17 protein-coding genes and 1 pseudogene are annotated in these 22,301 nt (G+C 66.7%); 14 read left to right on the top strand and 4 right to left on the bottom strand.

Going from position 1 to position 22,301, the window contains the following annotated elements:
• Positions 1-19 precede the first annotated feature (19 nt).
• The 8 genes and pseudogenes from FHT98_RS07970 (at position 20) to FHT98_RS07940 (ending at position 7,885) form a co-directional block, all read left to right on the top strand.
• Positions 20-1,447 carry a M20 family metallopeptidase gene (locus FHT98_RS07970; RefSeq protein ID WP_142113554.1) on the top strand — a complete coding sequence of 476 codons (1,428 nt, stop codon included), beginning with the start codon at positions 20-22 and terminating at the stop codon, positions 1,445-1,447.
• Positions 1,448-1,531: 84 nt separating this feature from the next.
• The gene (locus FHT98_RS07965) at positions 1,532-3,166 is read left to right on the top strand and encodes an ABC transporter substrate-binding protein (RefSeq protein ID WP_142113552.1); all 1,635 of its coding nucleotides are present in this window, start codon (positions 1,532-1,534) and stop codon (positions 3,164-3,166) included.
• Between the two features lie 10 nt (positions 3,167-3,176).
• The gene (locus FHT98_RS07960; protein ID WP_142113550.1) at positions 3,177-4,247 is read left to right on the top strand and encodes an ABC transporter permease; all 1,071 of its coding nucleotides are present in this window, start codon (positions 3,177-3,179) and stop codon (positions 4,245-4,247) included.
• Between the two features lie 9 nt (positions 4,248-4,256).
• Complete coding sequence (locus FHT98_RS07955) at positions 4,257-5,183, top strand: ABC transporter permease (RefSeq protein ID WP_061970522.1); 927 nt, start codon at positions 4,257-4,259, stop codon at positions 5,181-5,183.
• A gap of 70 nt (positions 5,184-5,253) precedes the next feature.
• Positions 5,254-5,712: pseudogene (locus tag FHT98_RS26800) on the top strand (ATP-binding cassette domain-containing protein); the annotation flags it as partial.
• Positions 5,713-5,856: 144 nt separating this feature from the next.
• On the top strand, positions 5,857-6,042 hold the full coding sequence (locus tag FHT98_RS26795; protein WP_465246929.1) for an ABC transporter ATP-binding protein: 186 nt from the start codon (positions 5,857-5,859) through the stop codon (positions 6,040-6,042).
• Positions 6,039-6,833 (top strand): ABC transporter ATP-binding protein, encoded by a 795-nt coding sequence (locus FHT98_RS07945; RefSeq protein ID WP_142113546.1) that lies wholly within the window; start codon positions 6,039-6,041, stop codon positions 6,831-6,833. The genes FHT98_RS26795 and FHT98_RS07945 overlap by 4 nt, the downstream gene beginning before the upstream one ends.
• Before the next feature lie 23 nt (positions 6,834-6,856).
• Positions 6,857-7,885 (top strand): serine hydrolase domain-containing protein, encoded by a 1,029-nt coding sequence (locus tag FHT98_RS07940; protein WP_248309168.1) that lies wholly within the window; start codon positions 6,857-6,859, stop codon positions 7,883-7,885.
• 46 nt (positions 7,886-7,931) lie between these two features.
• Here FHT98_RS07940 and FHT98_RS07935 read toward each other — a convergent pair whose 3' ends face one another.
• Both FHT98_RS07935 and argH read right to left on the bottom strand, forming a co-directional pair.
• Positions 7,932-10,940 (bottom strand): aminotransferase class III-fold pyridoxal phosphate-dependent enzyme, encoded by a 3,009-nt coding sequence (locus FHT98_RS07935; protein ID WP_142113544.1) that lies wholly within the window; start codon positions 10,938-10,940, stop codon positions 7,932-7,934.
• Between the two features lie 160 nt (positions 10,941-11,100).
• Positions 11,101-12,519 (bottom strand): argininosuccinate lyase, encoded by a 1,419-nt coding sequence (argH, locus tag FHT98_RS07930; protein ID WP_248309167.1) that lies wholly within the window; start codon positions 12,517-12,519, stop codon positions 11,101-11,103.
• A 152-nt stretch (positions 12,520-12,671) separates the two neighbouring features.
• Here argH and FHT98_RS07925 point away from each other — a divergent pair, with 152 nt between their 5' ends.
• From FHT98_RS07925 to FHT98_RS07915, 3 genes are read left to right on the top strand one after another with little or no spacing between them, the layout of a single operon-like run.
• Positions 12,672-13,787, top strand: coding sequence for an aminotransferase class I/II-fold pyridoxal phosphate-dependent enzyme (locus FHT98_RS07925; RefSeq protein ID WP_142113542.1), 1,116 nt, complete (start codon positions 12,672-12,674; stop codon positions 13,785-13,787).
• 10 nt (positions 13,788-13,797) lie between these two features.
• A complete protein-coding gene (locus tag FHT98_RS07920; RefSeq protein WP_142113540.1) occupies positions 13,798-14,415 on the top strand; it encodes a helix-turn-helix transcriptional regulator in 618 nt (205 codons plus the stop codon).
• Positions 14,408-15,373, top strand: a complete 966-nt coding sequence (locus FHT98_RS07915) for a Rossmann-fold NAD(P)-binding domain-containing protein (protein WP_185745100.1) — start codon at positions 14,408-14,410, stop codon at positions 15,371-15,373. Before FHT98_RS07920 ends, FHT98_RS07915 begins: the two co-directional genes overlap by 8 nt.
• Before the next feature lie 21 nt (positions 15,374-15,394).
• On the opposite strand, the gene FHT98_RS07910 is transcribed toward FHT98_RS07915, so the two are convergent.
• Positions 15,395-16,504, bottom strand: coding sequence for an aminotransferase class I/II-fold pyridoxal phosphate-dependent enzyme (locus FHT98_RS07910; protein ID WP_142113536.1), 1,110 nt, complete (start codon positions 16,502-16,504; stop codon positions 15,395-15,397).
• 278 nt (positions 16,505-16,782) lie between these two features.
• Between FHT98_RS07910 and FHT98_RS07905 the strand changes: the two genes are divergently transcribed.
• Positions 16,783-17,061, top strand: coding sequence for a hypothetical protein (locus FHT98_RS07905; protein ID WP_139163509.1), 279 nt, complete (start codon positions 16,783-16,785; stop codon positions 17,059-17,061).
• Positions 17,062-17,203: 142 nt separating this feature from the next.
• Here FHT98_RS07905 and FHT98_RS07900 read toward each other — a convergent pair whose 3' ends face one another.
• Entirely contained in the window at positions 17,204-18,625 is a 1,422-nt protein-coding gene (locus FHT98_RS07900) for an amidohydrolase (protein WP_142113534.1), read from the bottom strand.
• A 343-nt stretch (positions 18,626-18,968) separates the two neighbouring features.
• Here FHT98_RS07900 and FHT98_RS07895 point away from each other — a divergent pair, with 343 nt between their 5' ends.
• Both FHT98_RS07895 and FHT98_RS07890 read left to right on the top strand, forming a co-directional pair.
• Positions 18,969-19,649 carry an invasion associated locus B family protein gene (locus FHT98_RS07895; RefSeq protein WP_142113532.1) on the top strand — a complete coding sequence of 227 codons (681 nt, stop codon included), beginning with the start codon at positions 18,969-18,971 and terminating at the stop codon, positions 19,647-19,649.
• A gap of 160 nt (positions 19,650-19,809) precedes the next feature.
• Positions 19,810-22,209, top strand: a complete 2,400-nt coding sequence (locus FHT98_RS07890; protein WP_142113530.1) for a transketolase-like TK C-terminal-containing protein — start codon at positions 19,810-19,812, stop codon at positions 22,207-22,209.
• Positions 22,210-22,301 lie beyond the last annotated feature (92 nt).

Genomic DNA, 22,301 nt, shown 5'->3' with positions numbered 1-22,301 from the left:
ATCTGAAAGGACGCAAGCCATGCAGAATTCCGAGATCATCTGGGAGCTGGTCGACGCCAAGCGGCAGCCCTTCGAGGCGCTGAGCGATCGCGTCTGGGGCATGCCCGAGATCGCTTATACCGAATATGGCTCTGTCGCCGAGCATATCGCCATGCTGAAGGAGCAGGGCTTCCGCATCACCGAGAACGTCGCGGGCATCCCGACCGCGGTGATGGGCGAGGCGGGCGAGGGCGGCCCGGTCATCGCCATCCTCGGCGAGTACGACGCGCTGCCGGGCCTGAGCCAGGAAGCCAATATCGCCGAGCCGAAGCCGGTCGAGGCCGGCGGCCACGGCCATGGCTGCGGCCACAACATGCTGGGTTCGGCCGCGCTGCTGGCGGCGACCGCGGTGAAGGACTGGCTTGCCAAGACCGGCCGGCCCGGACGCGTGCGCTATTTCGGCTGCCCGGCGGAAGAGGGCGGCGCGGCCAAGGCCTTCATGGTGCGCGCCGGCGCCTTCGACGATGTCGATGTCGCGATCTCCTGGCATCCGGCCTCGATGACCAAGGTCGACGATGCCTTGTCGCTGGCCAATACCCGGATGGATTTCCAGTTCACCGGCCGCGCCTCGCACGCCGCCGCGGCGCCGCATCTCGGCCGCTCGGCGCTCGATGCGGTGGAACTCATGAATGTCGGCGTCAACTACATGCGCGAGCATGCGCCGTCCGATGCGCGCATCCACTATGCCTATCTCGATGCCGGCGGCATCGCGCCGAACGTCGTCCAGGCTTCGGCCAAGGTGCGCTACGCCATCCGGGCGCGCGACCTCGCCGGGATGCTGGAGCTCAACGAGCGCGTGAAGAAGATCGCGGAGGGCGCCGCTTTGATGACCGAGACCACGGTCTCGATCTCGATCATGAGCGCGGTCTCCAACATGCTCGGCAACACGCCGCTGGAAGATGCGATGTTCAAGAACATCGACCGGCTCGGCCCCGTGCCCTTCGATGCGGCCGACAAGGCCTATGCGGCCAAGATCCAGGCGACGCTCGGCCCGGCCGACATCCTCAACGACTATCGCAAGACCGGCATCGCGCCGCGCGAGAACACGCCACTCTGCGATTTCGTCGTGCCGCAGGGCACGCGCGGCGTGCCGATGATCGGCTCGACCGATGTCGCCGATGTCAGCTGGAAGGTGCCGACCATCCAGGCTAGGGTCGCGACCCATGCGATCGGCACACCCGGTCATTCTTGGCAGATCACGGCACAGGGCAAGGCGCCGGCCGCCCACAAGGGCATGGTCCATGCCGCCAAGATCATGGCGGCGACGGCGATCGACGTGATCAGCGACGAGACGCTGCTGGCGCGGGCCAAGAAGGACCATCAGGAACGGGTGACGCAGACGCCTTATGTCTGCCCGATCCCGGCGGAGGTGAAGCCGCCGATCAAGCCGCGGCCGGTGGCCGCCTGAGCCGGAATCGCGTGGGCGGCACCAATGCTGCTTCCGCCGACGACGCGTCCAATCGAACAACAACCAAAGAGCGGGATCGAGATCATGGCCGACCGAAACGACGAGACCGGAACGAGGCGCCGCCTTGCCGGGCGCAAGCTCCTCTCGGCTGCTGCGGCCGCCGCCCTCTGCGCCGGCGCGGGAGCGGCCGTCGCCGCGACGCCGAAGAACGCGCTCGTGATGGCCTGGAACGTCGACGCGATCAGCACCTTCGATCCCGCCCAGGTCGGCGAGGTCGTCACCAACGAGATCCTGCAGAACACCTGCGATACGCTGGTCGATTTCGACCCGGCCGACGAGCGCAAGGTCGTGCCGGGCTTCGCCGAGCGCTGGGATGTCTCGCCGGACCGCAAGGAGATCACCTTCCACCTGCGCAAGGGCGCGAAGTTCCCCTCCGGCAATCCGGTCACGGCCGAGGACGTCGCCTGGTCGATGCACCGCGTCGTCAAGCTCAACTTCGGCAATGCCGCGACGCTGACCGAGTACGGCTTCACCAAGGACAATGTCGAGCAGACCATCGTCGCGGGTAACGACACGCTCACGCTCAAGCTGGACAAGCCCTATCCGACGACGCTGGTGCTGCAGGCGATCGCCGCCAACCGGGTCTCCATGGTGATGGACAAGAAGACCCTGATGGCGAACCAGCAGGGCGCTGATCTCGGCAACAAGTACCTGGCGACGCGCACGGCCTGCGTCGGTCCCTACAAGCTGACACGCTGGAATGCCGGCGAATCGATCGTGCTGGAGGCGAACGAGGGGTATTGGGGCACGGCGCCCGGTCTCAAGCGCATCCTGATCCGCCATGTCGCCGAGCCCGGCACCCAGCGCCTGCTGCTCAGCCAGGGCGATGTCGACGTGGCGCGCGACCTGACGCCGGAAGACCTGAAGGACCTCGAAGGCTCAAAGGACGTCTCGATCATCAAGGTCCTCAGGCCGCAATTGTTCTACTGGGGCTTCAACGTCGCGGACGGTCCGTTCTCCAAGGAGAAGGTGCGCCTCGCGATGCGCTACCTGATCGACTACGAGGGCCTCGGCAAGACGGTGATGACCTATCTCGGCGTGCCGCGCGCCAGCTTCGCCCAGCTCGGCGCGGTCGGCGCCCTCGACGAGAAGGAGGGGCAGCCCTTCAAGCTCGATCTCGACAAGGCCAAGCAATTGCTGACCGAGGCCGGCTATCCCAACGGCTTCGAGGCGAGCGTGCTCTTCGGCACGCTGCCGCATGCGAACCCGATCGCCCAGAGCGTCCAGCAGAACGCGGCCAAGGTCGGCGTCAAGCTCTCGCTCGAGCGCATGGCCAATGCCCAGCTCTTCAGCAAGGTGCGCGGGCGCGAGTACCAGTCGGCGATGCTGGCCTGGCAGACCGGCGTGCCGGACGCGCATGGCAATGCCTCGCGCCTCGTCTTCAACCCGGACAACCGGCTCGAAGCGAAGCAGACCCAGTATCCGAGCTGGCGCTCCGCCTATCAGGACCTTGATCTCAACAAGCAGATCGACGCGGCCCTGCTCGAACCCGACCCGGCCAAGCGCGACGCGCTCTATGCGACGATCCAGAAAGAGGTGATGGCCAAGGGACCGATGGCCTTCATGTTCCAGATGAACAGCGTCGCCGGCGTGCGCAAGGACCTGAAGTCGTGGACCTGGAACGGCTTCCGGACCTATTACGAGCGTACGGCCAAGTAAGGCCATCGCGATGTCCCGGACCGCCGCTGCGGCGCCCGGCCTGAGCTCCGATCCAGGGCGGACCATTCTTCCGTCCTGGCTCAAGGCCTCCGGTCGAACGCTCGTCTCCTTCGCCGTCACCCTGCTCGGGCTGGCGGCGTTGACCTTCTTCATCGGCCGCCTGTTGCCGCTCGATCCCGTCGTCGCCGTGCTCGGCGACAACGTGACCCAGGAAGCCTATCAGGCGATGTACAAGCAGCTCGGTCTCGATCAGCCGCTCTATGTCCAGTTTGGCCGCTATATCTGGGGCGTGCTGCATCTCGATTTCGGGATGGCGCTGACCACAGGCAAGCCGGTGATGGCGGACATCGCCCGCGTCTTCCCGGCGACAATCGAGCTCGCAAGCGTGGCGATCGTGATCGGTACCAGCCTCGGCATCCCGCTCGGCGTGCTCTCGGCGATGTATCGGGGATCGCTGGTGGACCAGATCGTCCGCGTCGTCGGGCTGATCGGCTATTCCGCGCCGAATTTCTGGCTCGGCCTGATGGGGCTCGTGCTGTTCTACGCGACGCTGGGCTGGGTCGGCGGGCCGGGCCGCATCGATTTCACTTACGAATTCGACCTCGAACCCGTCACCGGCTTCCTGCTGATCGACAGCCTGCTCGCCGGCAACTGGGAGATGTTCGGCAACGCCGTCTCGCACATCATCCTGCCGGCCTCGATCCTGGCCTTCAGCTCGCTCGCCTATATCAGCCGGATGACCCGCAGCTTCATGATGGAGCAGCTCGGGCAGGAATATGTCGTGACGGCGCGCGTGAAAGGCCTGTCCTGGGCGCGCACCGTCTGGGGCCATGCCTTCCGCAACATCGCCGTGCAGGTGGTGACGGTGGTCGCGCTCTCCTACGCCTTCCTGCTCGAAGGCGCGGTGCTGACCGAGACGGTCTTCGCCTGGCCGGGCTTCGGCCGCTACCTGACCAACGCGCTTCTCGCCGGCGACATGAACGCGGTCGTCGGCTGCACGCTGCTCGTCGGCGTCATCTTCGTGACGCTCAACCTGTTATGCGACCTGCTTTACCGGGTCTTCGACCCGCGAACCCGCTGAGGCATGGCCATGGCACCACAACCCATCGACCAGGCCAACGGGCGAGGCCTCCGGGCTTGGCTCGCGGCGCCCGTCCCGGCCTCGCCCTTCCAGGCGCGGATGCAGCAATTGTCGCTGAAATGGTGGCGGCTGCGGGCCAACCCTGCCGCCCTGTTCGGCCTCGCCATCATCGTCCTGATCGCGCTCACGGCGCTGTTCGCCCCGCTGGTCGCGACGCATGACATCTACGCGCAGGACCTGACGCAGCGCCTGCAGCGGCCTTCGGCCGCGCATTGGTTCGGCACCGACGAGCTCGGCCGTGACATCTTCAGCCGGCTGGTCTTCGGCGCGCGGATCACGCTCTACATCGCCATGCTGACGGCGGTGATCGCGGCGCCGCTCGGGCTGATCGTCGGCACGACCTCCGGCTATCTCGGCGGCTGGGTCGACACTGTGTTGATGCGGATCGTCGACATCTTCCTGGCCTTCCCGAGCCTGGTGCTGGCGCTCGCCTTCGTCGCGGCTCTGGGACCCAGCATCGACCATGCGATCATCGCGATCGCACTCGCCGCCTGGCCGCCGATCGCGCGGCTGGCGCGGGCCGAGACGCTGTCGATCCGCAAGTCCGACTATATCGCGGCGGTCCGGCTGCAGGGTGCGTCGCCGCTCAGGATCATCCTCGGCCATGTCGTGCCGATGTGCATCCCTTCGGTCGTGGTGCGCATTACCCTCAGCATGGCGTCGATCATCCTGACGGCGGCAGGTCTTGGCTTCCTGGGCCTGGGCGCGCAGCCGCCGAGCCCGGAATGGGGCGCGATGCTGGCGTCCGGTCGCGAGTTCATCCTGACCAATGGCTGGATCGCCGGCATTCCCGGCCTTGCCATCCTGATCACCAGCCTGGCCTTCAACCTGTTCGGCGACGGCCTGCGCGACATCCTGGATCCGCGCCATGGATAAGCCGCTGCTCGAGGTCGAGGACCTCTCCGTCACCTTCAAGGGCGCGCATCGCTCGGTGCAGGCGGTGCGCGGCATCTCCTTCAGCGTCGGCCGCGAGAAGGTCGGCATCGTCGGTGAATCCGGCTCCGGCAAGTCGCTGACCGGGCGCACGATCCTGAAGCTGACGCCGAAGGCTGCGACGATTGCCGCCAAGAAATTGTCCTTCGACGGGATCGACCTGCTCGCAGCCAGCGAGCGCCAGATGCGGAGCATCCGCGGCAACCGCATCTCGATGATCCTGCAGGACCCGAAATTTTCGCTGAACCCGCTGATGCGGGTCGGCGAGCAGATCACCGAGGCCTACCGCCTGCACCACAAGGTCGGCGGCAAGGAGGCCGAGGCCAGGGCGCTCGCGATGCTGGAGGCGGTGAAGATCCGCGACCCCGCGCGTGTCTTCAGGCTCTTCCCGCATGAGGTCTCGGGCGGCATGGGCCAGCGCATCATGATCGCGATGATGCTGATCCCGGAACCGGACCTGATCATCGCTGACGAGCCGACCTCGGCGCTCGACGTCACCATCCGGCGGCAGGTGCTGAGCATCCTCGACGAGTTGGTGACGCGGCGCGGCGCCGGGCTGATCTTCATCAGCCACGACCTCAATCTCGTGGCGGATTTCTGCGACCGCGTGCTGGTGATGTATGCCGGCCGGATCATGGAGGACATCCCGGCACGCGAACTCCGCAATGCGCGCCATCCCTATACCCGCGCGCTGCTCGACAGCCTGCCGCGGCTCGACCGGCAGGCGGACATGCTGCAGGTGCCGAGCCGCGACCCGGCCTGGCTCGATGGACCGACGCTGCAGAGCGGGAGCCGAGGATGAGCGTGACTGACCAGACCCCGGCGGCGAATCGCCCGGCTGCGCTGACGGTCAACCAGCTCTCGGTCGTCTTCGGCCGCGGCGCCTCGATGCTGAAGGCGGTGGACGACGTCTCCTTCACGCTCGGACATGGCGAGGCTTTCGGCCTGATCGGCGAATCCGGCTGCGGCAAGTCGACGGTGCTGCGCGCGCTTGCCGGGCTGAACAGCGACTATGGCGGTACGATCAGCTTCCAAGACCGCGAGGTGCCGCATAAGCGCGACAAGGCCTTCTTTCGGCGTGTGCAGATGGTGTTCCAGGACCCATATTCCTCGCTGCATCCGCGCAAGATGGTGCAGAACGTGCTGGCCGAGCCGCTGAGGATCCATGGCTTCGACCGGCCGCAGGAGCGGATCGACGAAATCCTGACCGCCGTCGGTCTCGGGCCATCCTTCCGCTATCGCTTCCCGCACGAACTCTCGGGCGGGCAGCGCCAGCGCGTCGCGATCGCCCGCGCGCTGATCATCGAGCCCGAACTGCTGCTGCTGGACGAGCCGACTTCGGCGCTCGACGTCTCCGTGCAGGCGGAAATTCTCAATCTGCTGAAGCAGCTCCGCCGCGACCGCGACCTGACCTATCTGATGGTCAGCCACGATCTCGCGGTGGTGACGCATCTCTGCGAACGCGTCGCGATGATGAGCGAGGGCCGCATCCTCGAAGAGATGAGCGCCGAGGACGTCCGGGCCGGCCGGGCGCATCAGCCCTATACGCGCGAATTCCTCGAAGCGAGCGTCGGTTATCGCCCGATCGCGTGAGCGACCGGGCTACGGAGGATCAGATGATGGATGAGGCAGTGATGACGGGCGAAGCCTTGTGTGCAGAGCGTTGGCCGGTGAATGGCTGGGAGAGCGTCGCGCCGGAGACGGCGGGCTGGTCGCGCGAAGGGCTCGACCGCGCCTGGCGCTTCGCCGACACCATTTCGACGGCGACAGTGATGATCGTGCAGGGCGGGCGCGTGGTGGCGAGCCGTGGCGACCTCGCTCATCGCTACCAGTGCCATTCCGTCCGCAAGAGCTTCCTCAGCGCGCTGATCGGCATTCATGAGGAAGCCGGCCGGATCGACCTGTCGCGCACGCTCGCCGATCTCGGCATCGACGACAAGGAGGGCCTCAGCGACCTCGAGAAGTCGGCGACGATCTATGATCTGCTGACGGCGCGCTCCGGCATCTTCCATCCGGCCGGCTATGAATCGCCCTGGATGAAGTCGATCAAGCCGCAGCGCCATTCGCAGCCGCCCGGCACCTTCTGGCTGTACAACAACTGGGATTTCAACGCGCTCGGTACGATCTTCACGGCGCTGACCGGTGCCGGCATCCATGACGATTTCCTGGCGCGGATCGGCCGCCCGCTCGGCATGGAGGATTTCCGCCTCGATGGCGAGCGGCGCGACGGCTGGCTGGAGCCGGACGATTGCTCCGTTCATCCCGCCTATCCGTTCCGGATGTCGACGCGCGATCTCGCCCGCTTCGGCCTGATGTTCCTGCGGCAGGGCCGTTGGCAGAACGAGCAGATCGTGCCGGCCAACTGGGTCGCGACCAGCGTGCTGCCGCTCTCCGATGCCGGGCCGCGCGGCGGCTATGGCTATATGTGGTGGACCGAGCGCTCCGGCGCGGGCTTTCCGGGCGTCGTGCTGCCGGCCGGCAGCTACAGCGCGCAGGGCGTCGGCGGGCAGAACTGCCTTGTCATTCCGTCGCTGGACCTCGTCATCGTCCACCGCGTCAACACCGACATCAAGGGCACGGAGGTGAGCCGCTTCGCCTTCGGCCGCCTGCTGCGCCTGATCCTCGAAGCGCGCCGAGCCCACTGAGGGCACGGCGCGCTGTCGCTGCACAGGAGCTTGAGGCGGTGGCAGGTTACCGCGCGGCCTCGACCTCGCGCAGGCAGATCCTGAGCCTGTCGAGGATCATCTCGACATCGTCGGCGCCGACTGTCAGCGGCGGGCGGATCTTGAGGATGTTGTCGGCGGGTCCCTCGCGCCCGACCAGGATGCGCATCTCGCGCAGCCGGTTCATGACATGGGCCGCCGCATCGGTCGCGGGCTCCAGTGTCTCGCGGTCCGTGACCAGCTCCAGCCCGAGGAAGAGTCCGATGCCGCGCACATCGCCGACGCAAGGATAGTCATCCATCAGCGCGCGCATGCCGGCGAGCAGCTTGTCGCCCATCGCCTTGGCATTGGCCGAAAGCCCTTCCTCCTCGACGATGTCGAGCACCTCGGCAGCGATGCGGCAGGACAGGTTCGAACCGCCGAAGGTGGAGAAATATTCCGGGCCTTCCGCGAAGCGCTCGGCGATGGCGCGGGTGGTGATGAGCGCGCCGATCGGGTGGCCGTTGCCGAGCGGCTTGCCGAGCACGACGATGTCCGGCTGCACGCCCTGCTGTTCGAAGCCGAAATAATAGTCACCGAGGCGCCCCAGTCCGGTCTGGACCTCGTCGGCGATGCAGATGCCGCCGGCGGCGCGGATGCGCTCGTAGACCGCAGCGAGATAGCCGGGCGGCGGGATGATCTGGCCGCCGACGCTCGGGAAGGTCTCGGCGATGAAGCCGGCGACCTTGCCGCCACGTTCCGCGATGGCCGCGAGCGCGCCGTCGACCTGCTGGGCGTAGTGGAGGGCCCGGTCGGCGTCGTCGCGGCGGAAGCGGCCGCGATAATCGTCGGCGACGTCGACAAGCTGCACCCAGGGCTTGCGGCCACCCATGTTCGGCTTGTTGAACTTGTAGGCGGAGATGTCGATCGCGCCGGTGGTATTGCCGTGATAGCCGTGATCGGGCGTGACGATATCGTAGCCGCCGCTGGCCGCGCGGGCGAGGCGCAGGGCCAGCTCGTTTGCTTCCGAGCCGGAATTGACGAAGAAGCAGACCTCCAGCTCCTTGGGCAGCTTGGCAGTCAGGCGCTGGGCCAGCGCCATCGGCGCCGGGTGGAGATAGCGCGTGTTGGAGTTCATCCGCGCGAGCTGGTCCATCGCCACCTTGCGGATGCGCGGATGAGCGTGGCCGACATGCGGCACGTTGTTATAGGCGTCGAGATAGGGCCGGCCCATCGCGTCGAAGAGATGGTGGCGCCAGCCGCGCAGGAAGGTGACCGGCTTCTTGTAGCTGAGCTTCAGGTTGGCGCCGAAGCGGGTCTTGCGTTCGATGAGCAGCGCGGCCTCGTCGATCGCCTGATAGGCGACCGTCTCGTCGGGCAGGTTGAGCAGGGCGGCGGGGTTCGGGCAGATCGCCTGCCAGAGCGCCCAGTCGTCGGGATCGGCGACGCCCGGCCAGTCATGGCCCATGCCGTCCAGCGTCAGCGCGAGCTGGAAATGCAGATGCGGCTCCCAGCCACCATTCTCCTCGGCCGGGCCGAGCTTGGCGAAAGCCTCTCCCGCCGCAATCTCCTGACCTGGCTTCAGCTTGGCCGCGCCGTCGGCGGCGAGATGGCCGTAGAGGGTGTGGAAGATGTCACCCGCGGGCGTGCGGTGTTCGAGGATGACGACGCCGCCATAGTCGAGATGGCCTTTGCGGTTCTCTGCAAGCGCAACCTTGCTGGCGAGAGGCGCCCGGACCGGTTCGCCGGCCGGCCCGAAGACATCGACCGCCATATGGATGGTGCGGCGGTTGGAGGCGAGCCAGGGGCCCTTGCGGAAGGCCTTGTCGGTATAGACTAGGCGCGGCTCCCCATACTGGCCGAGCCACCATTCCTGGGTGATGCCGAGCCCGGTGCCGAGATTACGGGCCTCGTCGGCGCGCAGTTCGAACGGGTTCTGCGGGATCGTGGCTTCGGCGATGCCGAGCGAACCGACCGGCAGGCCGTCGAGGGCGCGACCGAGCACGGGCGCGAAGCTGCCGCGCTGCGCGGCGATCCAGCTCGCGATGCGGCCGGCGGCATCGGTGACGGGCAGGCCGCAGGCATTGCGCAGGCGCGCGCCCATCAACTCGCCGTCGATGGCGGGGTTTTCGAGAAGCCGCCAGGCCGGAGCCTGCGAGATCGTGACATAGGGGTCGTTCGGGCGGCCCTTGGCTTCGATCGTCGAGTTCACGACGCTGACGGCGAGGCGCATCCGGACGAGCGGCCAGATCAGCCCGATCTCCTCGGCGCTGAGGGCTGAGACGTCATGATAGCCGGCGACCAAGGCTGCAAGCGCCGCTTCGGGCGTCTCGTGGTCGAGGATGGCATAGGCCGCGGCGATGGCGATCTCGCAGACGCGCGGGCCATCGGTCATGTCGCCGAAATCGATCAGGCCGCTGATCCGGGCAGGCTCGCCGAGGCGCGGCTGAACGAGGATGTTGAAGTCGTTGAGATCGTTATGGATGGTCTGACGCGGCAGCCTGTCGAGCGCGGGCTTGAGCGCTTCGAAGGCCGCGACGATCCCGGCCACGAGCGTGCGGCGCGCGCCTTCGAGCACGTCGAGATGCGGCTTGATCCAGCCGGCCTCGGTCAGGTCCCATTTCGCGGCGTCCGGCGCGGCTGTGACCTTGAAATCGCGGAGCGCGAGATCGAGGCGCGCGGTGAGCGCGCCGAGTTCGGCGAGGACGGCCGGCGGCTGCGGCCCCGCTTCGCCCATCGGGATGCCCGTAAAGGCGCGCTGGACCCAGACCATGCGCTGCTGGCCCTGGGCATCCGGAACGTTCTGCCAGAAGCGGTTGCCCCCAGCGGGGAGAAGGCGCGGCAGCGGCAGCGTCGGATCGGTGGCGAGAGCGTGGTTGATGGCGGCACATTGCTGGTCGACGAGGGCGGGCTCGCCCTGCGGGCGCATCGCCTTGACGATGACGTCGCCCTCGCTGGTCCGGCCGCGGAAATTGAGGTCGTATTCGCCGCCGAGCTGCCGCAGCCCGCCAGCGATGCCGAATTGCTCGGCCACCCCACGCAACCAGACGTGTTCCATCATCGCTCCCCCGCCGCGGAGCTGCGTGGCTCCACGTTTGTTTCCTCAGGCCTGGTCGAATCGACCGATGCCGTCATCCATAGCCAGAAAGGCGGCCGGTTTGCTCCCGCAAAGTTTGCGGGGCGGCGGCTGCCGGGTTGCGTGGCGCGAGGGTGGAAGGTCAGCCCTGGATCGGCTTGCCGGAAAGCCAACGCTCCTTCGCGCGCCCAATGGCTTCGCGCACCGTGTCGGGAGCGGTGCCGCCATAGCTGCGGCGACTGCGGACGGAATGCTCCGGCGCCAGCACTGCGAAGACCGCTTCGCCGATGCGGGGATCGACCGAGCGCATGGCGTCGAGATCGAGCGCCTGCAAGGTGCAGCCCTTCGCCTCGGCCAGCGCGACGATGCGGGCGGTGATGTGATGGGCGTCGCGGAACGGGATGCCGGCCTCGCGCACCAGCCAGTCGGCGAGATCGGTCGCAGTCGGGAAGCCGCGGTCGAGGAAGGCGCGCATGCCCTCGGGGCGCACCGTGAGGTCGCGGACCATGCCGGTGGTGGCGGCGACGCAGAGCTCGACCGTCTCCAGCGCGTCGAACATCGGCTCCTTGTCCTCCTGCATGTCCTTCATGAAGGTCATAGGCAGGCCCTTGACCATCACCAGCATGGCGGTGAGCGAGCCGACGACGCGGCCGGTCTTGCCGCGCACCAGCTCGGCCGCGTCCGGGTTGCGCTTCTGCGGCATGATCGAGGAGCCGGTGGTGAAGGCGTCCGACAGCGCGATGAAGCGGAAGCCGTCGCTGCACCAGAGCGTGATCTCCTCGTTGAGGCGCGAAAGATGCACCGCCAGCATCGAGCAGCAGAACAGCAATTCGCAGATATGGTCGCGCGCGCCGACCGAATCCATCGAGTTCTCGGTCGGCCGGGCAAAGCCGAGCTCGGCCGCTGTGAACTGCCGGTCGATCGGGAAGGCGGTGCCGGCGAGCGCGGCGGCGCCGAGCGGCGAGACATTGGTGCGCTGGCGCGCGCCGGCCAGCCGCTCGCGGTCGCGACCGAACATCTCGACATAGGCCATCAGGTGGTGGCCGAAGGTCACGGGCTGGGCGACCTGCATATGGGTGAAGCCCGGCATGATCGTCTCGGCATGCTCGCCGGCGCGCTCGATCAGCGCCTGCTGCATTTCGCGGATGGCGCCGTCGAGAGCATCGATCGCGTCGCGCATCCAGAGGCGGACATCGGTGACGGCCTGGTCATTGCGGCTGCGGGCTGTGTGCAGGCGCCCGGCCGGCTCGCCGATGATCTCCTTGAGGCGCGCTTCCACATTCATGTGGATGTCCTCGAGATCGATGCTGAACCGGAGTTCGCCGCGATCGATCTCGCCACGGATCTGGTCGAGCCCGGCCTGGATGCGCTCGTTGTCGGCGCCGGCGATGATGCCCTGGCGAGCCAGCATCGCGGCATGGGTCTTGGACGCGGCGATGTCCTGCCGGTAGAGCCGGTAGTCGAAGCCGATCGAAGGATTGATCCTGCGCATCACATCGGCCGGCGCGGTGGTGAAGCGGCCACCCCACATCTTGTTGGCACCGGGGTTCTGGTCGGACATGATGGGCTCTCCGGGAGGCGGCTGCGACGTCGTCGCCAAGGGATAGCAATCGCGATTTGGACTGTAAATTCCAAAATCGACCTTGACGTCCAAATGATGCCCATCATACTCGCGAGGAGATGCGGCGGAACGGCCGATGCGGGATGGGCAGCATGAAGATCGAAGAATTCACACTGGAGCGGATCCAGTCGCTCTACGAGAACACTGTCGAGTTCAATCTCTCCGATAGCGGCGTCCATCCCTATTCGCTGAACGAATTGCTGAGTGCCGAGCAGCGCGCCAAGCTGATGGAGGTCGAGCTTGGCTATGGCTGGACCAACGGCGCGGTCGAACTGCGCGAGGACATTGCCAAGCTCTACCGCAACCGGACCTCGGACGAGGTGATCGTCACCAATGGCTCGGCCGAAGCCAATTTCCTGATGGTGATGTCGCTGATCGAGCCGGGCGACGAGATCGTCGTCTTCGTGCCGAACTACCTGCAGATCTGGGGCTGGGCGCAAGCGATCGGCGCCACCGTCAAGGAAGTGAAGCTGCGCGAGGAACTGGGCTGGACGCCCGATCTCGACGAGGTCCGCCAGGCGATCACGCCGCGCACCAAGCTGATGACGATCTGCAATCCGAACAACCCGACTGGCAGCCTGCTCTCGCGCGAGACGATGGACGCGCTGGTCGAGATCGCTCGGGCGCAGGGCTGCTATCTCCATGCCGACGAGGTCTACAAGGGCGCCGAACTCGAAACCGACGAGCCGCCCAGCTTCGCCGACCTCTACGAGAAGGCGATCATCACCAGCGGGCTTTCCAAGGCGATGGCGCTGCCCGGCCTGCGCATCGGCTGGCTGGTCGGACCGGCCGCCGACATCTACACCGCCTGGCAGAACAAGGACTACACCTCGATCACGACGAGCGCGCTGAGCGAGCATATCGCCCGCATCGTCATCCAGCCGGCGAAGCGCGCCGAGATCCTGCAGCGGAGCAAGACCATCCTGCGGGAGAACCTCGCGCTGCTCACCGATTGGGTGAAGGCGAATGACGAGTTCTTCTCCTTCGTGTCGCCCAAGGCCGGCGGCATGGCCTTCATCAAGTACAGCCATTCGATGAACTCGACCGAGCTCGTCCACCGTCTGCGCGAGGAGCGAGGCATCATGCTGCTGCCCGGCGATGTCTACGGGATGGACGGCTATATCCGCATCGGCATCGGCGCGCCGGGCGACCATCTCTCTGCCGGGCTTGAGCGCTTGAGCGACTATCTCAAGTCGCAGCCGCGCTAGAGGCTTGCGTATGACGCCGGAACTTGCCCCCTATCTGCCGGTCTGCGATGCGGTGGCGCTGCTGTTCCGGCCGCATGCCGAGGTCGTGCTGCACGATCTGGGGTCGCAGAGCGTCGTGCATATCGCGGGCAATTTCTCGCAGCGCGTGCTCGGCGAGCCGTCGCTGCTCGACGAGATCGGCTTCGATCCCAACGAGACGATCATCGGCCCTTATGAGAAGGTGAACTGGGACGGGCGGCGGCTGAAATCGATCAGCATCGTGCTCTCGTCCGGGGCCAAGGCGATCGGCGTGCTCTGCATCAATGTCGATGTCTCGCAGTTCCATGCGCTGATGCAGACGCTCTCTGCACTGGCGACGGTGCCGGCTGGCGTCGAGAAGCCGCAGGCGCTGTTCAAGGAAGACTGGCACGAACGCATCAACGAATTCGTGCAGCAATGGACGCAAAGCCGCGGCCTTGCCGTGACCAGCCTTAGCCGCGCCGAGAAGCGCGAGCTGGTGGCGGACCTTGCCGCCAACGGGGCTTTCGGCGGGCGCAATGCCGCGGCTTACATCTCGCGCATCCTCGAGCTCGCCCGCGCGACCGTCTACAACTACCTCAACCAGGCCAACGAGACCCCGGATGCTTGACCTGTCGCGTGCGGAGATCGAGGCCGCCGTCGATCTCGACCGCGCCTTCATCGCGCTGGAGGAGGGGTTCAAGGCGGCGGCAGCGGGACAGGTGCAGATGCCGCCGGTCGGCTATCTCGGCTTTCCCGCGCATAATGGCGATTGCCATATCAAGTTCGGCCATATCGCCGGGGATTCCATCTTCGTGGTGAAGATCGCGACGGGGTTCTATGACAATCCCGCCAAGGGGCTGCCGACGGCGAGCGGCATGATGATCGCGCTGTCGGCGGAGACCGGCGCGGTCGTCGCGATCCTGCGCGACGAGGGATGGCTCACCGATCTCAGGACGGCGCTGGCCGGCGCCATCGCGACGCGAGCCGGGATGCGGGCCGATGCGCGCCGGATCGGAATCGTCGGCGCCGGCACGCAGGCGCGTTTCCAGATCCGCGCCGCCGTGCATCTGTTGCGCGAGCGCGAGCCGCTTTTCGCAGTCTGGGGGCGCTCACCGGAAAAGCTGGAGGCGCTGCGGCGTGACCTCGCAAGCGAGGGCATCGCCGTCGAGCCGGTCACGGAGCTGGAAGCGCTTTGCGCGCAATCGGATGCGCTGATCACCGTGACGCCGGCTGCGGCGCCGATCATCCGCGACGACTGGATCAGGCCGGGCACGCATATCACTGCGCTCGGAGCCGATGCCCCGGGCAAGCAGGAGCTGGACACGGCGCTGGTCGCGCTCGCCGATGTCAGGATCGCGGATTCGCTGGAGCAGAGCCTCGACCATGGCGAATTCGCTGCCGCGGCGGCGGTTGGGCTGATCGACGCCGGCGATTGCCTCGAGCTTGGGGCGGTGCTGGCTGGGGATGTGGCAGCGCGCTGTTCAAGCGACGACATCACAATCGCCGACCTCACCGGGATCGCGGTGCAGGACATCGCGATCGCGCGGGTCGTTCTGGAGGGGATCGGGCGCGAGGGCGACGCGTAGCGCCGCCCTTCGGGGCGCGCCTCAGCCCTCGTGCCGCGCCAGGAACCGATCCATCCGCGCCAGCCCGTCGCGCAGCACCTCGGTCGGGACGCCGATGCCGATGCGGATGTGGTTCTCGATGCCGAACCAGCTGCCGGCGACGACGAAGACGCTCTCCTCCTCGCGCAGCTTCTGCGAGAAGGTCTCGGAGGGCATGTCGAGCGGATAGCGCAGGAAGGCCATGCCGCCGGCCTGCGGACGTCGCCACGACCAGTCGTTATGCTGCGCCATCCATTGCGCCACGAGATCAGCATTGCTGCGCAGCAAATCGCGGCCGCGGGCGAGCAGGCGGCCGCGCGTCTCCGGCCGCATCACCTCTTCCGCAAGGATCTGGCTGAGAATGCCGCTGCCGATCGTGGTGTAGTCCTGCCGCTCGGCAGCCGATGCCACGACCTCGGCGGGCGCGACGATCCAGCCGAGGCGCAGGCCAGGGCAGGCGAAGGATTTCGACAGGCTCGAGGTGACGACGACCTTGGGATAGCTGCCCCAGAGCGTCTCGGTCTCGCCGCCGTCGATCTCGCCGCCGCGATAGATCTCGTCGACCATCAGCCAGGCGTCGTTGCGCTTCGCGGCCTCGACGAGGGCGGCGCGGCTGGCGGCCGAGAGGACGCTGCCGGTGGGATTGGCGGGGTTGGTCACGGCGATCGCCTTGGCGCCAGCGGCGGCCTTCGCGAGGTCGGCAGGATCGATCTGCCAGTCGGTCTCGCCAGAGAGTTCCAGGCGGCGGATGTCGAAGCCGAGCGCACGGCCGAGCCCGTCGATCTGCATGAAGTTCGGCAGGGCGAAGACCAGCGCGTCGCCGGGCTCGAACAGCGCCATCAGCGCGATCATCGTCGCCTCGGAGGAGCCGTTGGTGACGAGCACGTTCTCCGCGGTCGCACCGGGATACCAGGAGGCGATGTTGGCGCGCAGGTCCGGCCGGCCATCGGTCCAGCCATAGCCGAGAGGCTGCTTCAGCAGGTCGCGCGCGGCCTCTTCGCCCAGGATGTCCTCGATCGACCAGGGATGGACGCCGCTTTCGGTCAGGTTGATCTCGACGTCGTTCTCGAAGAGCGTCTGGTTCCGCTCCATCTGGAAAATGTCGAACTTCACGCGCGCCTCCCGCCTTGGGGCCTATCGACTGCCGCCAGAGCGGCTGGGCTTTCACGGCATCTGTGAAGGCGGGCGAGAGGCAGGTCAAGGTAAATTTAGACAATCTGTCCAATTTGGACTGATTGTTTACGCGACCGAAGGAGCCGGCTCCGTAGCGCACTCGCCACGAGGACATTCCAAAGCGAAGAGGGCGGCCAACCCGACTCCGGATCTTAGCCCTGCCTTGCCGGGAACCGCTGCCGTCCTATATCCGTTGCCCAGCCATGTTTGAATCGCCCATGCCTAGCTCGAATTTCCGCTTTCCCGGTGTCCTGAACTCCCAGGAATTGCTCGTCGCAGAAGCCGTCCAGGCCAGGGCCTGGGCCGCGATCGGGCATGACAGCAGGCTCGATGCCGAGCTGGAAAGCGAGGCCCGCGACCGGCTCGGTCGGATCATCCTGCGATTGATGTCGAACGCATCCGACTCGGTTTCGGATCTCACCTCGGCCGCCGTCACCGAATTCAAGGCGACGCGCCCGACGATACGCGTTGAGCTATCCGGGCCGCAGGGCGGCTAGCGCGCGTAGATTTTCACGGAAACAAGCCGTCATCCCGGGTTTGACCCGGGATCCATCGAAGGGCGCCGCGCTCTACGATGGATCCCGGATCTCAGCTTCGCTGCATCCGGGATGACGCGCGTGTTACCTCTACTCCACCCGCTTAATGCGCGGCCATGTCGAGCGGGGGCTCGACATCATCCGTGATCGGGTTGGCGAAAGGGTTCTTCGCGCGGAAGGCTGCGAACTCGTCCTTCGCTGCCTGGAGCAGCGCAGGGTCGTTCAGCACGTCCGAGGCGACGCCGGCCATCGCCTTGGCGGCGAGCGCCAGGCCCTTATGCGCAGCCGGTGCCAGGCCCTGCGCGACGAGCTGCCAGGAATGGCCGGGCGTGCCGATCGCGTAGCAGGCGGTGCGGCACTGCACCGTCGGGACGACCCAGCTCACCGTGCCGACATCGGTCGAGCCGACGGAGGTGTCGTTGCCGGCGCCGAGCGGATAGATCTCGTCGCTCAGCGCCTCGCCGTCCTTCGGCTTCAGGTCGAAGCGGCCATAGGCGGCGGCGATGTCCTGCGGGCTGAGCGTCTTCTGGAATTTGGCGGCGAAGGCATGGTCGGCGGCGTCGAAGCCGGGGCCGCCCAGCGCCAGCAGATTGGCCTGCATCGTCTCTTCCAGCGGGCGGTTGCCGACGAGATTGGCATCGCCCGAGAGCTGCTTGATCGCGACGGTGGTCTCGCTCATCAGGGCGGCGCCCTCGGCGATCTTCTTCACGCGAACGACGAGCTCCCACATTTCGGAGAGCGTCGCGGCGCGGATGAGTTGCCGTGTCGTGGCCGTGGCCTGCACGACGTTCGGCGCGATGCCGCCGGCATTGATGATCGCGTAATGCACGCGCGCCGTCGAAGGCATGTGCTCGCGCATGTAGTTGACGCCGATATGCATCAATTCGACCGCATCGAGCGCCGAGCGGCCGAGATGCGGAGCCGCGGCGGCGTGCGAGGCGCGGCCCGAGAAGGTGAACTCGATCTCGACGCAGGCGAGCGAGAAGGCGCGGTTGACGCCGTTGAACGAGGCCGGGTGCCAGCAGAGCGCGATATCGACATCGTCGAAGGCGCCGGCGCGCACCATGAAGCCCTTGGCCGAGCCGCCTTCTTCCGCCGGGCAGCCGTAATAGCGCACGCGGCCCTTGAGGCCGTTGGCGGCGAGATAATCCTTCACCGCGGCGGCGGCGAGCAACGAGGCCGAGCCCAGCATGTTGTGGCCGCAGCCATGGCCGTTACCGCCCTTTTCCACCGGGGTCTCGGTCGCATTGCCGGCCTCCTGGCTCAGGCCCGGCAGGGCATCGAACTCGCCCATGATCGCGATGACCGGGCCGCCTTCGCCGGCTTCGCCAACGACCGCGGTCGGCAGGCCTGCGACGCCGGTCGTCACGCGGAAGCCCTCGCTCTCCAGCATGGCGCCGTGCTCGGCGGCCGAGCGGACCTCCTGATAGTTCAGCTCCGGCATGTGCCAGATCCGGTCGGAGAGCCCGAAATAAGCCGGGGCCTTGTCGTCGATCCGACGCCAGACATCCTTGCTGTTGCTCATGGGAAGGCTCCTTCTGCGCGGGCCGTCCGGCCCGATTCCGTGCCAGTTTCTGGCATGGTGCGCGGAGGGCTCACAAGCGGCCTGGCGGCGGGGTTCACCTGCGTTGGGGGCAGGGGCGTGCGGATGCCGGGGGCCCGAGGAGCCGACGCGGGCGAACGAAGCCGGTAGTCCCGAAAAGATTGTGCAGGGGCGAATACTTGCAGATTGAAATCATTCAATTGTGATCCTTCTTTCAAATTTGAAGCTCTGGGTCGCTTATTCGCCGGTTCGCTCGTTTTCGTGCTTTCTCTCGGGAGGGGTTTCTGCGATAGGGCGAGCGACATCTTCATATGACAGTGCTGGCATGAAACATCATTCTCTCGGGATCGCCTCCCTCGCTGCCGTTCTCGCGATCGGTTCCTTCGCCTCGCCCGTCCTGTGGGCGCAGGAAGAGCCGGCGCAGCGGCCAGCCGCTGCTGCCCCGCAAAGGCCTGTGCCGCGTCCGGCCTCCAAGCCCGCCGCGAAGCCGGCCCAACCTGTCGCGCAAGCTCCGGCCGCCCCGAGCGTCAGCCAGCCGGCCGCTGGCGCAGCGACGCTGCCCAACGGCGCCAGCGCGATCAACGAGACCTATGGCGACTGGACCGTCGACTGCCGGATCGCCAACGGGCAGCGGCTCTGCGTGCTCCTGCAATCGCAGGGCAACAGTCAGACCGGCCAGCGCGTCTTCGCCATCGAATTGCGCGCACCGAAGGACGGTCGCGCCGAGGGCACGATCCTGTTCCCGTTCGGGATGAAGCTGGAGAACGGCGCGGTGCTGCGGCTCGACGACAAGGACCTCGGCCAGGGCCTGCGCTTCTCGACCTGCCTGGCGCAGGGCTGCCTGCTGCCGATCTCGTTCCCGACTGTCGCGACCGACGCGATGAAGGCCGGCAAGGCGCTGACGGTCGCGGCGCTGAACCTCTCGAACAACGAGCCGGTCTCGTTCAATGTGTCGCTGGGCGGCTTCGGCGCGGCACTGGATCGCATCGCGCAGATCGACAAGTAGCCGGCAATCGGACCAGGCGCATGATTGGTGATTTCCGGCGCCTTGCTACGGCACCGTAGCGGAAATCACCAAATCTGCCCGTGGCGACACAGAAATTTGGCTCGTTCTGCCAGTGCTTCCGTGCATGATCGGTTGCACTGGGGAGTTCGAGCCGAAATCCATGACAACAGATCCGCGCCTGCCGTTTCTCGCCGAGCTGGAGAAGAAGATCCTCTGGCTGGCCTCGTGGACGATCCATAACGCCAATCACATCCGCCAGAACGAGGACGGGATGAAGGTCGGCGGGCACCAGGCCTCGTCGGCCTCGCTCGCCACGATCATGACGGCGCTCTACATGGCGGCGCTGAAGCCGCAAGATCGCGTCGCGGTGAAGCCCCACGCGTCGCCGATCTTCCACGCCATCAACTACCTGATGGGCCTGCAGACACGCGAAAAACTCGAGAATTTCCGCGGCTACAAGGGCGCGCAGAGCTATCCCTCGCGCACCAAGGATATCGACGACGTCGATTTCTCGACCGGCTCGGTGGGCTTGGGCGTTGCGCAGACACTGTTCTCCTCGCTGACGCAGGATTACGTGAAGGCGCATGGCTGGGCGAAGGACCGCCCCGAAGGCCGGATGGTCTCGCTGATCGGCGATGCCGAGCTCGACGAGGGCAATATCTTCGAGGCCCTGATGGAGGGCTGGAAGCACGGCCTGCGCAATACCTGGTGGATCATCGACTATAACCGCCAGTCGCTCGACGCGGTGATCCGCGAGGGGCTCTACGACCGTTTCGAGACGATGTTCCGCAATTTCGGCTGGGACGTGGTCACACTGAAATACGGCTCGCTGCAGCAGGCAGCCTTCAAGGAGAAGGGCGGCGAGCGGCTCAAGGCCTGGATCGATTCCTGCCCCAACCAGCTCTATTCGGCTTTGACCTTCCAGGGCGGTGCGGCCTGGCGCAAGCGCCTGATGGACGATCTCGGCGACCAGGGGCCGGTGACCACGCTGATCGAGAAGCGCTCGGATGCCGAACTCTCGAAGCTGATGTGCAATCTCGGCGGCCACGACCTGCCCTCGATCCTCGAAGCCTTCGAGTCGATCGACCATGACCGGCCGGTCTGCTTCCTCGCCTATACCGTCAAGGGTTTCGGGCTGCCGATCGCCGGGCATAAGGACAACCATGCCGGGCTGATGACCAAGGAGCAGCTCGACGGCTTCCGCAAGGCGAACGGCGTCCGCCCCGGCCATGAATGGGACCTGTTCGAGGGCCTCGGGTTGTCCGAGAGCGAGATGCGGGCCTTCCTCGACACCGTGCCGTTCTTCTCGGAAGGGCGGCGGCGTTTCTCGGCCGCCAAGCTGCCGGTGCCGGCGAAGCTGGAGGCCGGTATCCAGCCGGTGATGTCCACCCAGATGGGCTTCGGCAAGGTGCTGGACGACCTCGCCAAGACCGGCGGACCGCTGGCCGACCGGATCGTGACCACTGCGCCGGACGTCACCGTCTCGACCAATCTCGGGCCCTGGGTCAATCGGCGCGGGCTCTTCGCCAAGGCGTCGATGGCCGACACCTTCAAGGACGAGCGCATTCCCTCGATGCAGAAATGGGAATTCTCGCCGAAGGGGCAGCATGTCGAGCTCGGCATCGCCGAGATGAACCTGTTCATCAACCTCTCGGCGCTCGGGCTGTCGCATTCGATCTTCGGCGAACGCCTGATCCCGATCGGCACGCTCTACGATCCCTTCATCTCGCGCGGGCTCGATGCGCTGAACTATGCCTGCTACCAGGATGCGCGCTTCATGGTGGTGGCGACGCCGTCGGGCGTGACGCTGGCGCCGGAGGGCGGGGCGCACCAGTCGATCGCGACGCCGCTGATCGGCATGAGCCAGGACGGGCTCTGCTCCTTCGAGCCGGCTTTCGTCGACGAGCTTGCGGTGATGATGCGCTGGTCCTTCGACTACATGCAGCGCGACGGCGAGGGCGATCCGGACGAGCGGACCTGGCTGCGCGACGAGACCGGCGGCTCGGTCTATCTGCGCCTCTCCACCCGTCAGGTCGAGCAGCCGAGCCGGGCAATGACGCCGGAGCTGGAGCGCGCCATCATCGACGGCGCCTATTGGCTGAGAAAGCCGGGGCCGAACGCTTCCGTCGTGATCGCCTATACCGGCGCCGTCGCGCCGGAGGCGATCGAGGCGGTCGGATTGTTGTCCGAGGACCGGCGCGATGTCGGGTTGCTCGCGATCACCTCGGCGGACCGGCTCAATGCCGGCTGGCAGGCGGCGGAGCGGGCGCGCCAGCGCGGCAATCACGCGGCGACGAGCCATGTCGAGCGGCTGCTCGGCGATCTCCAGCGCGATTGCGGCATCGTCTCGGTGCTGGATGGGCATCCGGCGACGCTGGCCTGGCTCGGCAGCGTCCATGGCCACAAGCAGAAGGCGCTCGGCGTCGAGCATTTCGGCCAGACCGGGACGGTCGCGGATCTCTACCGGCATTTCGGCATCGACGCGAACGCGATCGTTCATGCGGCCAATGCGGCGGCGCCCGGGCGGCCGGTACGCTATCTCAAGGTGTTGCCGGAGTAGGGCGACGGAAGCGCGCCTCAATGAAGGGTGTCATCCCGTGCGCGCTGCGGCACGATAGTGCTGCTGCGCAGACACGGGGCCGCGTGACGAGA

It is taken from the genome of Allobosea sp. AK1, assembly GCF_006714945.1.
Lineage (GTDB): Bacteria > Pseudomonadota > Alphaproteobacteria > Rhizobiales > Beijerinckiaceae > Allobosea > Allobosea robiniae.
The sequence above is the reverse complement of the archived record's forward strand: the minus strand, read 5'-3'. Positions and strand labels throughout refer to the sequence as shown.